Source organism: Sinorhizobium sp. B11 (assembly GCA_039725955.1).
Classification (GTDB): domain Bacteria; phylum Pseudomonadota; class Alphaproteobacteria; order Rhizobiales; family Rhizobiaceae; genus Rhizobium.
The window spans coordinates 2,516,569-2,530,894 of record CP091034.1 but is presented as its reverse complement, the minus strand read 5'-3'; the positions used below and the strand labels follow the sequence as shown (position 1 = coordinate 2,530,894).

Genomic DNA, 14,326 nt, shown 5'->3' with positions numbered 1-14,326 from the left:
ATTCGCGCAGAATTGTGTCCGCCACCTTATCGAATTCTTACGGATTCGTAAGCAGGCGGGACCGGCCCGATCCCGGCTTTTCCGGCAGCCGACCTTTCTTACGAAACCGTATCTTCCCGGCAAAGGCCGCGTATGGGCCGTCGGCTAGAAGTTCGGACACGGTGGCGGAAAACATGAAGCCACTGTTGTTCAAGCAGGCGGCGCCGGTCGCCGCATTCAAGGAGATATCTCATGAAGACGCCCCCCACGACACGTCTCGATGCCTTCGTCATCGCCGTCGCCGGTCTGATGGCGGTCGCCATGCCCGCCCATGCCGCGACCGTGCCCTGCGAGGACATGCTGAGGGATATGCGGGCGGCCAAGGCGAAGGCCACGCTCAGCGATGCCGACATGGCCAAGGTCAACGATCTCGAAGCGAAAGCGGTCGAGCGCTGCAACGCCGATGACGACACCCGCTCGGACAAGTTCCTGACCGAGGCCATGGCGTTGATCGGCAAGTGACCCGAAGGCAAGCCGCAAGGAGAGATCCAATGGCAGAAAGACGAACGGACAGGCTGGCGGACAGGCTGGCGAACATGCCTGTCGATGACATCAACCGCGTGCCGCGCGTCACAGTCGATTTCTGGCTGATCAAGCTGATGGCGGTGACGATGGGCGAGACCGCCGCCGATTATCTGGCGGTCAATATGGGCCTCGGCCTGACGGTCACTTCCATCATCATGACGGCGATCCTCATCGGCGCCATCGTGCTGCAGTTCGCCCAGCGGCGTTATGTTCCCTCGGTCTACTGGCTGGCGGTGGTGCTGATCAGCGTTGTCGGGACGCTGGTGACGGACAATCTGACCGACAATTTCGGCGTGCCGCTGCTGAGTTCGACCATCTTCTTCTCGATCGCGCTCATGATCACCTTCATCCTCTGGAAGGCGAGGGAGGGAACGCTGTCGATCCACTCGATCTTCACGGCGCGGCGCGAAGCCTTCTACTGGCTGGTGGTGCTCTTCACCTTCGCGCTGGGGACGGCGGTCGGCGACCTGATCTCCGAAGTCTTCGGCTTCGGCTATATCACCACGGGCCTGATCTTCGGCGCCATCATCGCCGCCATCGCGTTTGCCCATTACGCATTCAGGCTCGACGGCATCCTGGCCTTCTGGCTCGCCTATATCTTCACCCGGCCGCTCGGCGCCTCCCTCGGCGACTATCTCTCGCAGCCATCGGACTATGGCGGCCTCGGGCTCGGCACGATCTATACGAGCCTGATGTTCCTCGCGATCATCATCTTCATCGTCATCTACATGAGCTTCAACTACGAACCCGAGATCGAAGGCAGCCCGGGAGAGCCATTGCGTTGAGGGCTGCCCGATGTGCCCGCCTCGCCCTGTCATGCGTCTGGCATGCGGGGCGAGGGGGCGCTTACGGATTTGTAAGATCGCAGAAAAGGGCAGGACAGGTCCCTAACCTAAAGCCCCTGGCCCGACCTGCGCCCGCCACATGCCAGTCCTCCCGGCCCGGCAATCTTCCCGCCCGACAAAGCCGGTGTCTACCGAGCCATAAGTGCGATAGACATGGCTGGATTGCTGCTGGCATTCTCCTTGCCGTGGAACCGGCCAGTCCGGATCGAGACCCAGGAAAACCGAGCAGACGATGACGACGATAACAAGCATAACCTCTACAATGGCAGCCTCCTTCCTCGGCTCCTTCGTGGAAGTCGTGGAAGCCTTCACCATTATCCTTGCGGTCGGCGTCACGCAGAGCTGGCGGCCGGCCTTCATTGGCACGGGACTGGCGCTTTTCGTGCTGGCGGTGCTGGTGCTGGTCTTCGGCCCGCTGCTCGGCCTTGTCCCGATCGACATCCTGCAATTTGCCATCGGCACGCTGCTGATCCTGTTCGGCATGCGGTGGCTGAGAAAGGCGATCCTGCGCGCTTCCGGCTTCATCGCGCTGCATGACGAGGCAAAGGCCTTTGCCGCCGAGACCGATGCACTGGCCCGACAATCTGCCGACCGGCGCGCCGATTTCCTCGCCGGCACGGCCGCCTTCAAGGCCGTGCTGCTCGAAGGCATCGAAGTGGTGTTCATCGTGATCGCCACAGGCGCGCGCCCCGGCATGCTGCCCTATGCGAGCGCCGGCGCGCTGATTGCCTGCATCGCCGTGCTCGTCATCGGCTTCCTCGTGCACAAGCCGCTATCCTCGGTGCCGGAGAACACGCTGAAATTCACGGTGGGGCTGCTGCTGACGGCTTTCGGCATCTTCTGGGTGGGCGAGGGCATCGGTGCCCCATGGCCGGGCGAGGATTTCTCGCTGATCGGCATCTTCGCCCTGCTCGCCACCTTTTCCTTCATCGCCGTGCAGCGGCTGCGCCAATATCACGACACGCATATGGAGCCCGCCCGATGAGCATTCTCAGGATCGCCGTCAAGGAACTCATCGGCATGTTCATCGATGACGGGGCGCTGGCGCTGTTCAGCCTGCTCCTGGTGCTCGCTGTCGGCCTCGCCGTGGAAACGGCGCTCATCGGCCCGGCCGCCGGGGCGGTGCTGCTCATGGTCGGGTGTCTTGTCATCCTTGCGGAAAGCGTGATGCGGGCGGCACGGCGGAAGTTTCGGCGGTGAGGGTGCTGGGATAGGCTTGGGGGGGGCGCCCGCAGCCCCCTCATCCGCCCTTCGGGCACCTTCTCCCCAAGGGGAGAAGGGGAAACCGGCGGCACTGTCTCTGATGCAATGTTGTGACTTGATGGGAGGCGTCGCGGAAGCACCCCCTTCTCCCCGGCGGGGAGAAGGTGCCCGAAGGGCGGATGAGGGGGCTCCGGGCTCAACCTCACCGTCGTCGGGCCAGTGCGGTCAGGGCAGCTCGCCCGCTACCTTCTTCTCTCCCGCGCCGCCGCAATCAGCATCGGTGCCGCCGCGCTCACCAGCGAGCCGAAGGGCAGCTGCTGCAGGGCCTTGCCGACGAGGAAGGCTGCGGCCATGGCGCCCGACAGTTTCAGCCAAGGGTAATCGCCGAGCTGTGCATGGGCGCTGGCATCGGCCCAGCGCAGGTTTTGCTCGACCACGGTGCCCGCCTGATGGCGAACGATATGCAGCCGGGCGCGCAGATTGTTGATCTCGTAACGCACATCCTCGATCTGCCGCTCGAGCTCCTCGCGCGCTGCCGCGCGCTCGATATCGACGATGACTTCCTCGACCGGCGCATCTTCGGCAACCGCATCCAGATAGGCCTTGTATTCGGCCTCGCTCGCAAAACCCTCGGCGTTTGCGTGCTGATCGGTCTTTTCCTGTTCGGAGGTCTTTTCACGTTCGGGGGTTGGCGTCGGCTCGCTCGCGTCCCTGAGCTCGTCCATGCCTTCGATGGCGTCCCTGCCTGTCGTGCTCGCCATTTCGGTCTCCTTCTTGCTGACGGAGTTCAAACGTTCGAGGCGGAAAAAGGATGCATGGGCGGAGGGGATCGATTGCCGACGCGGTGCGCCGACAGAACGGATTGATCCCTGACGGATCGAACCAGGCTGCCTGGTCAGGACTGAACGAGGATCACCAGGGTCTCGGGCAATACGCCGTCATATTCCATCGCCTCCGCCGCCTGCCTGCTCTTCATGAATTCCGCCAGCCGGCCCATGTCGGCGACATCCATGACGAGGCCAACCTTGTTGGACGATTGCGGATCGACGAAGGTGCGAATGTTCGTGCAGCCGATCGGTTCGAAAACTTGCTTGCGACGGGGCGAGGCGAGCCAGTGTTTGACGTCCTTGACGTCGTGATGAGCCAGGATGGTCGGCATTGCGTCCTCCTCTTGCTGCTCCTGATATCAGGGCCGGAGAAACTTTACGCCTCGGACAAGCACGTGGATATCACCCGCATGGGTGGGCGCATTTCTTTTGTGGTCCACTTGAGGGGGCTGGACTATCGGCGGCGGGCATTTATGGTGCGCCGTCATCAAGGGTGGGGGATTGGCATGAAGTGGATTTCGCTGGCCGGGGCATTGCTTTCGGCCTGCCTCGCCGTGGCGCCGGCAAAGGCGAGCGAGCTACTCGATATCATGAACGTTACGTTGAATGCAGCGGCTGAACCACAGGTGATGGAGGATGGCAGGACTGGGGGCTGCAGCTATACGTTTGTCGCGATCACGAGGGATCATGTCTATCGGTCAGGACAGTATCTTCGGGTGACCGGCTCTCTCGATCTGCTCAAAACCCGTTTCTTCGTGAAGACGCCTGGCGTAGCTTCCCTCTGGAGTATTGCGTTGACCCTTATCGTCGATGAGGCCTGGATGGGAGAGGATGGCGAGATCCATTTCACGCCATCGGCGCCTTCGCAGGCCTATCTTATCGGGGCGGGTACGGAGAGCCACCCGGACAAGCGCTCGGAACCATATGGCACCAGGGTGCCCGGGAGCGCGTCGATGCTCCTCGAAACCGACCCGGCGCTGAAAATCCTCATGGAAGCGACCACCTCTTCTCACGCCATCAGCATCGCCTTCAACCAGTTTTACGGGGACAGGATGATCACCGTTCCGATCGAGCTCGACGTGACGGACGTCAAGTCGAACGGGGAACGGGTGCGTTCGAAGGATACGGCCATCGATTTTCAACTGTGCCTGGCCGACCTCAGCAACGATTTTCCGGTGCCGCTGAAAGCGAAGTGAGGCTGCCGGTATTGTTTCCGGTGCCGGCGACGTGACTGCCACCGGCGACGACGCGCGGGTTCTCAGAAGACCAACGTGTTCCTGGTTGCCGGCCCGGCATAACACCGATGCCTTTGCATCCCTGGCCGATACAGTGGTAAGAGGCACCCATGACCCTATCAACAGAGCTAGACTGTCAGGCCTGCGGCGCGTGCTGTTCCTATTCGAGCGAATGGCCGAGGTTCACCACCGAGAGCGACGAGGACCTCGATCTGCTGCCGGCGCATTTCGTTTCGGCAGATCAGACCGGCATGCGCTGTGATGGAGAGCGTTGCTCTGCGCTCTCGGGCACCGTCGGTTCGCAAGTATCATGCGTGATCTACGGCCTCAGGCCGGACGTCTGCCGCACATGCCTTCCCGGCGATGACGCCTGTTCGACGGCGCGTAAGGCCTTCGGGCTGGCGTAGCCGTTTTGGGCGGACCTTGTTTCAGGGGAACCTGATCTCGTCACGGCAAACGCCAGGTCACCCCTATCAGAACATGGCTTCCTTCTGGTGCCGCACCGCGAGGATCGTCACCGTCTTCTCGTCAAGGCGGTAGCGAACCACATATCCGCTGTCTCCGAAATCGATGAGCCATTCGCGGTATTGCTCGGGTAGGTCCTCAATGAGGCGGCCCTTATGCGGATGCTGGCCGAGTGTTCTGACACCTGCAATGATCGTCTCACCCGCCCGCTTCGCGGCCAACGGATTTTTCGATGCCAGGAAATCCCGCAGCCGCTGAAGGTCTCGGATGGCTGCCGGCGAGAAGATTACTTGTGGCATTCGGGTGCGGGCAGCTCGTCGTCAGTTCCCCAGCTGGAAAGCCATTTCTCGACCTCGTCGCCTGTGACGTGAAGCCCGGTTGCCTGAAATTCATCCCAGGCGTCGAGTGTCTGCTGTCGCAAAGCCTCGCGCTTTTCCTCGCGCTCGACATATTGCGCGATGGCTTCCCGCATGATCCAGTGGGAGGAGCGGCGGCGGACTTCGGCCAGATGCTGGACGCGGCTCTTCAGCTCGTCATCGAGCTTCAGCGAGGTCGGCGATGCCACAGGAGCCTCCTTAGTCAAAGGTAATACCTTACGCTAATCTAGGCTCTGCGCGCGCGAAAGTCGATCCCAATATCTGTGCCGCAAGATTTTGGAGACGATTGAACCCGGGTTCAAAACACTCCGGTACCAGGCCCGCGGATTTGAATTTGATGGCGCCGTGCCGGGCCTCGACGCCATCTGCCGTTCGGTCCGGCTCGCACTCAGTCCAGGAGATCGGCCGGCACCTTGCCGCCGTTTTCCGACAGTTTCTTCATCAGCGCCTTGTGGAGGAACGTGTTCATCTTCGCGCTGTCACCGGTATCGCCGGTGTAGCCGAGTTCGCCGGCCAGTTCCTTGCGCTCCGCCATGCTCGCATCCATTCCGAGCGCCTTCATGAGATCGACGATCGAATGGCGCCAGTCGAGCTTCTGGCCGGATTTTTTCACGGCCGCGTTCAGCATCTGCTCGATATCGACAGGCTGTGTCCTTGCCGGGGCAGGCGAGGGATTGGTGGTCGGCGCCGGCGAGGGGGCAGCGGGCGCGGCCGAAGCCGGTGCGCTTGCCGTGGGTGCCGAGCTGGCGGGGGCTGTGGGCGCTGCGCTGGCAGGGGTGGTGGGCGCCTGTGTGGGCGCTGCGGCCTCGGTGGCTTGCGCCTCGCCGAAAATGGCGCGCTTGATGCGGTTGAAAATGCTCATGGGAAACCCTCCTCCGGTGGTGAAGATGGGGAAACGCCGCTGGGTGGCCAGGTGTTCCGCGCGGTGATGTCGTTCTGAGGCTCAATCGTTCGAAAGAACCCGGTTCTCACGCCAGAACCTTGTCCAGCCAGTTGAATACCCGCAGATCCCTCAGCCCGTATCCGCCCGGCTCGCAATGCAGATCGGCCCCGTCGGATACAGCAAAGGCGGCCATCGTCTTCGGCCCCGTCAACATCGTGTAGAGCTTTTGCGATTGCCCCGGCCAGAAGGCCTCGTTGGCGGGCTCGGTAATCAGCATCGGGCAGGTGATCCTGTCAGCCACATCATCCAGCCGGTAAGCCATCGTCGCCTTGAAGGCGTCGAAATAGGAGCTGGTGCCATAGGGTCGCATGCGGAAGGCAAGCGCGTTCTTCGTCGCCGGGTCCAGCATCTTGGCCATGTAGCCGTCGAACTCGTCCTTCCTGCCGGCGTTCAGCAGCGCCAGCATCGGCGGCGGCAGGCTGGCGGTCCAGGAGGCGGAGACGTCAGTCACGCCGGGATCGGCGATCGCAGCGGCGATGCGTTTTTCGAAGGCGACGGCGCGCGGCACCCAATAGCCACCCTGGCTGATGCCCTGGATCGCAATGCGCGCGGGATCGACACCCTGCAGCGTCAGCGCGAAATCGACGACCGGGGTTACCACATGCTCGAAATCCGGGCGGAAGGGCATGCCCTGTTTCCAGAGCGCATAACCCTGGCCCGGCCCGTCGAAGGTCAGGCAGTCATAGCCGCGCGCGGTGCCGCCGGCCGCCCCCATCATCCACATGTCGAGAGCCGAGCCATCGCTGCCATTGACGAGGATCAGCAGCGGGCGCTTCTGCGCAGTGCCCTTGCCGCGGAAATAGAAGCCGCGCAGCGCCGTATTCTCATAGGGAATGCTCACTTCTTCGATCGGCGGATCGAAGAGCGGAAGCGATTTCAGCCAGCAATCGTCCATCTTCTGCCAGGCGGCGGTGATCTTCGTCGGATCGCCGGTGCCATCGGCGAAATATGTGGCGCTGTCATAATAATTCTGCGCCCAGAGCAGTGCCTGCCGGGCGCTTTCCTTGTGGCCGCCGGAGAGCGAATCCTGCGCAATCGTCAGCGCCTCGTCGCCGGCTGATATCATCGCGCTGTAGGCGCTTTCGAAATTGCCGTCCTCGATCTGGCGGGTGAGATAGAGAACCTTGCCGACATTGCCGCCCTGGTGATAGGCGCGCCCGAGGCTGGTCAGGAACACATATTCGAAGGCGGAATTCTTGAAGAAATAGCTCGCCTGATGCGCCGCCATCGGCGTCGTCGGCAGGTTTTCCGCAGGCTTGTTCCCGGCCGGAGGCTTGGCGGCCTGGTCCGGCACTTCGGTTGCCTGAGCAGTCATTCCCGCCCCGAAACCTGCGGCAACCATGCCGATGCCGAACTGTTTTCTTGTCAGTTTCATCCTATCCCCCTCCGGATACTTGGGTCACAGACTATTGCTTGAGGATTTTACTTTAGCATTGTTGCGGAGACGCGTCAGGAAGGGTGCGCGATGGAGAAATACTCGCGTGGCGACTCGGTGTTTGGGTCGATCTCCGGCCGGTGGAAATTCGTGGCGGCGGATCCGGAGGAGCGCCGGGTCTTGTCAAACGACTGACAAGGTCGAGCCGGATCCCCCTCATCCGCCCTTCGGGCACCTTCTCCCCGCCGGGGAGAAGGGGGCAGCCGCAATATCCGGAAAAGTAACGTCTGATGGGAAGGAAGGCCTTGCCGCGGCATCCCTTCTACCCGTTGGGAGAAGATGCCCGAAGGGCGGATGAGGGGGCTCCGGGCGCCAACCGCACCCGCCATCGTCATCCCCGCCGGGGAGAAGGGGGCAGCCGCAATGTCCAGGAAGTAACGTCTGATGGGAAGGAAGGCCTTGCCGCGACACCCCTTCTACCCCGCGGGGAGAAGGTGCCCGAAGGGCGGATGAGGGGGCTTCGGGCGCCAACCGCACCCATCATCGCTCATCACGAAAACTCGCCCGCCCGCGGCCCGGCCAGCGTCACGTGCCAGGTCGTTCGTGCGCGAAAATCCTGCGTCGCCAGAAACGTATAGGGCGTCGCCCGCCAGGGCTTCACGGCATTGTTGAGATTGTCGAGCACGTAATCGCCGTCGTCCAGGCGGGCGACCAGCACGACGTGGTTTTCGTCATGCGGGCCGATCACCACCGAGAGCGCCAGGCGGCTTGCCGGAAATCCGGCGTCGATGAGATCCTTCATCTTCTGCAGGGCGTAATCCTCGCAGTCGCCCCGGCCGTCGACGGGCAGGGTCCAGGCATCGCCGTTTCCTGAGATGGAGCTGTCCTCCGTCGAGCGGACGCGCAGGTTTACCGCGCGGGTGACCTTGCGCAGAAGAGGCATGCCCGCCTGCTCGGCCGGCCCGCGGGCGCGCCGCGCGGCGGATGTCTCATGGCAAAGCCAGCGATAGCTCGCGCAGGCAGAGGCAAAGCCTACCGGCGCGCCGATATTCCTGCCGACCGGCAGAGGCTGTCCGGCAAAGGCCTGAAACTGCGCGGGAAAGAACACAAGTGAAACAAGGCAAAAAATCCATCGCATGAATCACCCCTCTATTGTCGGCGCGGAAGGTAACACAGTTTATACTAAAACTTTAATAAAATTTATTACTTGCGTAATTAACTATAGCTTAAGAACCTGTGCCATTATCCACAGTTTATTCTTGGAATTAACGGCATGCTAATATAAGAATTCCCGCAGTTAACGATTTGTTAACTTTGGGAGAGGGAAGATGATCCGTAAAGCAGCGAAGTATAGCGTCGCCGTTGCTTACCTTTTGGCAAGCAGCAGCCTCACAATGGCCGCGCCAGCAGTCGTCAACTGCGCCACGGCAGCGCCGGGTACCATTGAGGCCAGACTGTGCCTGCCGACGAAATCCATCCGCAAGGACGATGACAGCCGCACGGTCAATGACGACAGCAGCGGCAACAGTTTCGGCGGCCGCTCCGGCAACCGCTCCAACCTTGGCAAGCAGGCATCGAGCCAGGGCTCTTCCGGCAATCAGAACACCGGCAACAATGACGGAAATGGCAATCCAGGCGGCTCCGGCCCCGGCGATGGCCCCGGTGATGGCCCCGGCGATGGTCCCGGTGACGGCCCCGGCGATAACGGCGGTGATCACGGTCACCACGGCGGCAAGGATCATCACCACCACGGCGGCAGGGATCATGACCACCACGGTGGCAAGGATCACGATCACCATGGCGGCAGGGACCATGACCACCATGGCGGCAGGGACCGCGACCATCATGGCGGCAAGGACCGTGACCATCATGGCGGCAAGGACCGCGACCATCACGATGGCAAGGATCGCGACCATCACGATGGCAAGGACCGTGACCATCACGACGGCAGGGATCGCGACCACCACGATGGCAAGGATCGCAACGACAAGGGCGGCAACGACCGCGGCGATAAGGGCGGCAACGACCGTGGCGACAAGGGCGGAAACGACCGCGGCGATAAGGGCGGCAATGGCCGTGGCGACAAGGGCGGAAACGACCGTGGCGACAAGGGTGGCAACGACCGTGGCGACAAGGGTGGCAACGACCGTGGCGACAAGGGCGGCAACGACCGCGGCGACAAGGGTGGCAACGACCGTGGCGACAAGGGTGGCAACGACCGTGGCGACAAGGGCGGAAACGACCGTGGCGACAAGGGCGGCAACGACCGTGGCGACAAGGGCGGAAACGACCGTGGCGACAAGGGCGGCAACGACCGTGGCGACAAGGGCGGAAACGACCGTGGCGACAAGGGCGGCAACGACCGTGGCGACAAGGGCGGCAATGACCGCAACGACAAGGGCGGCAACGACCGCGGCGACAAGGGCGGCAACGACCGTGGCGACAAGGGCGGCAACGGCCGTGGCGACAAGGGCGGCAACGACCGCAACGACAAGGGCGGAAACGACCGCAACGACAAGGGCGGCAACGACCGCAACGACAAGGGCGGCAACGACCGTGGCGACAAGGGCGGAAACGACCGCAACGATAAGAGCGGCAACAGCGGCTCGAGCAACAGCGGTTCCGGCAGCAGCGGCAAAAGCGGCTCGGGCAACGGTGGTTCCGGCAGCAGTGGCAACAGCGGCTCGGGCAACAGTGGCTCCAGCAGCAGCGGTAGCAGTGGCTCGGGCAATAGTGGTTCCGGCAGCAGCGGCAACAGCGGCTCGGGCAACAGTGGTTCCGGCAGCAGCGGCAACAGCGGCTCGGGCAATAGTGGTTCCGGCAGCAGCGGCAACAGCGGCTCGGGCAACAGTGGCTCCGGCAGCAGCGGCAACGGTGGCTCTGGCAACAGTGGTTCCGGCAGCAGCGGCAACAGCGGCTCGGGCAACAGCGGTTCCGGCAGCAGCGGCAACAGCGGCTCGGGCAACAGTGGCTCCGGCAGCAGCGGCAACAGCGGCTCGGGCAACAGTGGTTCCGGCAGCAGCGGCAACAGCGGTTCGGGCAACAGTGGTTCGGGCAACAGCGGCAACGGTGGCTCAGGCAACAATGGCAACAACGGCGGCTCGGGCAACAACGGCAACAATGGCAACAACGGTGGCTCTGGCAGCAGCGGCACCGGTGGCCCCGGCAAGAGCGGCGGCCATAACTGATCCGGCATAGCGAACCGGAGGAGGGGCTTCAGGCAACGAAGCCCTTCTTCAATGGAAATATCCGAGATGCGGCCCGGCGACGGTGTCTTCACTATTTGCCTGGCGCATTCCCTTTCCTCTCTCATTCCTGTGCCCGCGTGCTGGCGCAAAGGATGTCACAGGAATCGCAGCGTCTCTTCTGTGCAGTGATGGTTCAGATGTAGTGCGTAGGAGTTGCTGCACCCGAAAGGGGAGAGTGCTGGATCTCTGTGAGATAACCCGGGCTGGGCCGGGAACACAGAGATGAGGGGGGAGAGGGGTATTTGTGAGGGGCCGGGATCCTGCATCTGGGAGGGGGATTCCGGTTTGGGGGACGAAAAAGGGGTGCCGCAAGGTACCCCTTTTTTGTGACATCATGGAGCAAGTGGTGTGGATATTGGTTCAGGCCCGCTTCCGGCCCAAAGGAGACATCCAAAGCCGTCGGCGACGCCGATCAGCCGCCGCAGGCATCGCAGCACGGAACCGATTCTACGTGATGTTACGGGCCAAGAATTGGTTCGAATGTTATGATGTTGCCGCTTGTGGGAGGCCGGCCATGACCGGTCCTGACGTTCCGCATTATCAAAGCGTTTCTACGCACCGTGGCCTGTTCAATGGCATTGATCAGGCCACAGGTGGGAGTGGGAGCAACCGCAGTGCTTCTCGGTAAGTATCGAAGACATAGGAGGCGAATATGAAACGAATTGCTGCTGCGTCACTTGCCTTTCTAACGATTGGATTTACGGCGCCGCCCATGGATACCGCAAATGCTGTCGTCTATTGTCAATATATCAGTTATCCGGCGGGCTGCGTCGTAAGACCCGGGGTGGTGCTGAGGCCGCGCCCGGTTGCTCGTGCAGCGCGTGGTACGGTGACGCACGGAACTGCTGTAAATAAGGGTGGTCCAGTTAACCGCGTCGGTCGTCGCTAGTTGTCGGTTTCGACGCGCCAACCTCGACCGCTACCAGATCGTCCAAGCTCCGGAGGCAAGACATCAAAGGTCACCGGAATCTTGTGGCACTCGCTCCATGATGCCGCCCTTGTGGCCGCCAACGACCGCTCCGTTGCGAAGCGGTCGTTGCCGGGTCAATACTGCCGCCGTGAAGGCGGCCGGGGGCGGCTGCGCGACTGTCGTTCCCCGCAATCACACCATACCGTCGTCAGGTTTCAGAGGCTGCAGGACGATATCGGAGATCGCCGATACTCCGACCTTGAAGGCAACCTGGTATTCCGGATCCGCAACCATGTCCTTGAAAGCGGACCGGCGCGGATACTGGACCAGCACGACAGCATCCCAACCCTTTTCCTGCCCGGTCGTCAGCACAGGCAGGCCATTTCCGCCAAACAGGATCTTCGCGCCGAAGCGAGCCAGGATCGGCTTCGCCATCCGCAGGTATTCCAGATATCTTTGCTTGCCGCCATCGGGCTCGAACCGGATGAGGTTCAGCATGACGACGGCAGAATCGTCGTCCTCGGCCAGGAAGGCGTCGAACACGGCAGGTGAGAATGAAACCATCTAACTTTCCTTTGACACGGCACCGGGAGTGGGTGTGGGTGCGCCGGTCAATTGTTAGCCTGTCGCCGTGCCAGAAACTGGCAGGAACGAGCGCCAGTCGCGATCCTGTTGCTGCCACTGTTTCATGATCGACTGGCGTCGACCGGGGTAGCGCTCGTCCGAAATCGCCTTCACCTGCAGGCGATCGACGCGGAAGTGGCGGAAGGCCGATCTCTGTTCGCACCAGGCCGCCAGGACACGCACGTCGTCGAAATAGACGATGGCGATCGGCCAGATGATGCGATCCGAGAGCGAGCCGTGAGCGTCTTCATAGCTGATCGCCACTTTGCGCTGCCGATGGATGGCATCGCGCAATGACGCGGCCTGCGGAGGGTCCACACGCTGGGAAACCGAGGCCGCCGCGAGGGCAGGCGGCCCATCCTTCGTCGCCGGGCCGTTCTTTTGGGCGGAAATTATTTTTGCCAGAGCGCTTTCGCTGCCCTGTGCCAGCGCAGGATCGGCGCGCTGCTGCACCCAGGCGAGGCCAAGGATCAACGCGTCCAGCTCATCCGGCGAAAAAGCGAATTCCGGCAGAAAGAAGCCCGGTCCCAAACAGTAGCCAATACCCGCCTGTCCTTCGACGGGCGCTCCCAACGACCGCAGCGTTTCAATGTCCCGGTATATGCTTCGCAGCGAAATGCCCAGCTCACGTGCCAGATCGAGGGCCGTGACGGGCCTCCTGCGTGCTCGCAGCACGCTTATAAGCTCAAACAGACGGTTCGTTCTCGACATATCCAGCTTCTTCCGAGGCCAGTCCCATGCTCTCATTCACGCATCCGATGCAAGGTCTCCAGCAAACCGGGACCTTCTTGCGACCGGAAGCAGCCGACCCGAAGATAGTCGACCTTGAGAATTTACAAGAGACGGGATTTCAACATTCCCAGGCGGCAATGAGGCATGTGGTGGCCTGAGTTTGGCCAGCCCAAAAGAGGCGTACCGGAGCTGCCCAATCGGTGCGGTGATTGAATCAAGCGCCCTAGGTAGGAGCAATATCAGGCCCCGAGCTTCTTCACTTCACGTGCCCGATGACCCGAATTGCCTCTCCGGAGACCTCAAGGGGAAAGCGCTTACCTGTGCTTTCAATAGCGGCCAGGATCGCATCTATATCTTGTGGCACCAGTTTCGCAGGAACATTGTTCGGCCGCTTCCACTCGACAATTCGTCGAAACTCGACCCACTCGATCTCCACTAAGGGATAGACGTTAAGGGGCCAGAGATCGATGTAGGCACGAGGAGGATACAATCCGGGATATACGGGCGACCACTCCTTATCGTCATCAATGAACTTGACCGTCATCCCTTCAACTTTAACCGCAGACTCTTCGATAGCCTCGAACAGCGTCCGCCATTTGCTGTTCGACATCAACGAGGCCGCATAGGTCTCCGACGCAAACTTCTTCGACTCCAAACGACGCGCCATCATATCGACAGGTTGGTTCTTCCACATGCTGCATCTCCGAGAGGCGTCCGATCAAATCGCTCCTCCTCATTCCGTAGCACAGCTAACCAAAGACATGAACACGGTGAGGGCGCGTCCCAATGCAGCGTTGCAACGAGTTTCAACGGTATCGACGCAAAGCTGCCCACGCCGCATGCCTGCCGGTCGATGGCATTGCAAATTCGGCTTCCTGTTGTCGGGAACTCTGACAACCGAGGCCTTGGGCGGTTCAAAGACAGCTCTGCCCGAACGGGCCATGCAGCGGGTGGGATGACGAGCCCGGCAAGCGGCGA

18 protein-coding genes are annotated in these 14,326 nt (G+C 61.8%); 8 read left to right on the top strand and 10 right to left on the bottom strand.

From position 1 onward, the window contains the following. The first annotated feature begins 231 nt into the window (after window positions 1–231). The 4 genes from LVY75_22500 (at window position 232) to LVY75_22485 (ending at window position 2,609) form a co-directional block, all read left to right on the top strand. Window positions 232–501: a hypothetical protein gene (locus LVY75_22500; protein ID XAZ21593.1), complete on the top strand. Its 270-nt coding sequence runs from the start codon at window positions 232–234 to the stop codon at window positions 499–501. Between the two features lie 74 nt (window positions 502–575). Further along, window positions 576–1,349 carry a hypothetical protein gene (locus LVY75_22495; GenBank protein ID XAZ25803.1) on the top strand — a complete coding sequence of 258 codons (774 nt, stop codon included), beginning with the start codon at window positions 576–578 and terminating at the stop codon, window positions 1,347–1,349. Between the two features lie 292 nt (window positions 1,350–1,641). Further along, the gene (locus tag LVY75_22490; protein ID XAZ21592.1) at window positions 1,642–2,394 is read left to right on the top strand and encodes a TMEM165/GDT1 family protein; all 753 of its coding nucleotides are present in this window, start codon (window positions 1,642–1,644) and stop codon (window positions 2,392–2,394) included. Next, window positions 2,391–2,609: a hypothetical protein gene (locus LVY75_22485; protein ID XAZ21591.1), complete on the top strand. Its 219-nt coding sequence runs from the start codon at window positions 2,391–2,393 to the stop codon at window positions 2,607–2,609. Before LVY75_22490 ends, LVY75_22485 begins: the two co-directional genes overlap by 4 nt. Window positions 2,610–2,854: 245 nt before the next feature. On the opposite strand, the gene LVY75_22480 is transcribed toward LVY75_22485, so the two are convergent. Together LVY75_22480 and LVY75_22475 are read right to left on the bottom strand one after the other, a co-directional pair. Beyond that, window positions 2,855–3,373 carry a hypothetical protein gene (locus LVY75_22480; protein ID XAZ21590.1) on the bottom strand — a complete coding sequence of 173 codons (519 nt, stop codon included), beginning with the start codon at window positions 3,371–3,373 and terminating at the stop codon, window positions 2,855–2,857. 134 nt (window positions 3,374–3,507) lie between these two features. Next, complete coding sequence (locus LVY75_22475; GenBank protein XAZ21589.1) at window positions 3,508–3,771, bottom strand: hypothetical protein; 264 nt, start codon at window positions 3,769–3,771, stop codon at window positions 3,508–3,510. A 63-nt stretch (window positions 3,772–3,834) separates the two neighbouring features. Between LVY75_22475 and LVY75_22470 the strand changes: the two genes are divergently transcribed. Both LVY75_22470 and LVY75_22465 read left to right on the top strand, forming a co-directional pair. After that, the gene (locus LVY75_22470) at window positions 3,835–4,635 is read left to right on the top strand and encodes a hypothetical protein (GenBank protein ID XAZ21588.1); all 801 of its coding nucleotides are present in this window, start codon (window positions 3,835–3,837) and stop codon (window positions 4,633–4,635) included. 149 nt (window positions 4,636–4,784) lie between these two features. Beyond that, window positions 4,785–5,081 carry a YkgJ family cysteine cluster protein gene (locus LVY75_22465; protein XAZ21587.1) on the top strand — a complete coding sequence of 99 codons (297 nt, stop codon included), beginning with the start codon at window positions 4,785–4,787 and terminating at the stop codon, window positions 5,079–5,081. 66 nt (window positions 5,082–5,147) lie between these two features. On the opposite strand, the gene LVY75_22460 is transcribed toward LVY75_22465, so the two are convergent. From LVY75_22460 to LVY75_22440, 5 genes are all read right to left on the bottom strand, one after another. Then, window positions 5,148–5,438 carry a type II toxin-antitoxin system RelE/ParE family toxin gene (locus LVY75_22460; protein XAZ21586.1) on the bottom strand — a complete coding sequence of 97 codons (291 nt, stop codon included), beginning with the start codon at window positions 5,436–5,438 and terminating at the stop codon, window positions 5,148–5,150. Further along, entirely contained in the window at window positions 5,426–5,704 is a 279-nt protein-coding gene (locus LVY75_22455; GenBank protein ID XAZ21585.1) for a CopG family ribbon-helix-helix protein, read from the bottom strand. The genes LVY75_22460 and LVY75_22455 overlap by 13 nt, the downstream gene beginning before the upstream one ends. A 200-nt stretch (window positions 5,705–5,904) precedes the next feature. Further along, entirely contained in the window at window positions 5,905–6,378 is a 474-nt protein-coding gene (locus tag LVY75_22450; protein XAZ21584.1) for a DUF3597 domain-containing protein, read from the bottom strand. A 106-nt stretch (window positions 6,379–6,484) separates the two neighbouring features. Then, window positions 6,485–7,834 carry a prolyl oligopeptidase family serine peptidase gene (locus tag LVY75_22445; GenBank protein ID XAZ21583.1) on the bottom strand — a complete coding sequence of 450 codons (1,350 nt, stop codon included), beginning with the start codon at window positions 7,832–7,834 and terminating at the stop codon, window positions 6,485–6,487. Window positions 7,835–8,384: 550 nt separating this feature from the next. Continuing rightward, a complete protein-coding gene (locus LVY75_22440; GenBank protein XAZ21582.1) occupies window positions 8,385–8,972 on the bottom strand; it encodes a transglutaminase-like cysteine peptidase in 588 nt (195 codons plus the stop codon). Window positions 8,973–9,162: 190 nt separating this feature from the next. Between LVY75_22440 and LVY75_22435 the strand changes: the two genes are divergently transcribed. Next, a complete protein-coding gene (locus tag LVY75_22435) occupies window positions 9,163–11,022 on the top strand; it encodes a hypothetical protein (protein ID XAZ21581.1) in 1,860 nt (619 codons plus the stop codon). Between the two features lie 712 nt (window positions 11,023–11,734). Continuing rightward, the gene (locus LVY75_22430; protein ID XAZ21580.1) at window positions 11,735–11,971 is read left to right on the top strand and encodes a hypothetical protein; all 237 of its coding nucleotides are present in this window, start codon (window positions 11,735–11,737) and stop codon (window positions 11,969–11,971) included. Window positions 11,972–12,184: 213 nt separating this feature from the next. On the opposite strand, the gene LVY75_22425 is transcribed toward LVY75_22430, so the two are convergent. The 3 genes from LVY75_22425 to LVY75_22415 form a co-directional block, all read right to left on the bottom strand. Next, window positions 12,185–12,556, bottom strand: a complete 372-nt coding sequence (locus LVY75_22425; GenBank protein ID XAZ21579.1) for a DUF1330 domain-containing protein — start codon at window positions 12,554–12,556, stop codon at window positions 12,185–12,187. Window positions 12,557–12,610: 54 nt separating this feature from the next. Further along, on the bottom strand, window positions 12,611–13,327 hold the full coding sequence (locus tag LVY75_22420) for a YafY family transcriptional regulator (GenBank protein XAZ21578.1): 717 nt from the start codon (window positions 13,325–13,327) through the stop codon (window positions 12,611–12,613). 277 nt (window positions 13,328–13,604) lie between these two features. Then, complete coding sequence (locus LVY75_22415) at window positions 13,605–14,042, bottom strand: hypothetical protein (GenBank protein XAZ21577.1); 438 nt, start codon at window positions 14,040–14,042, stop codon at window positions 13,605–13,607. Between the last annotated feature and the right edge of the window lie 284 nt (window positions 14,043–14,326).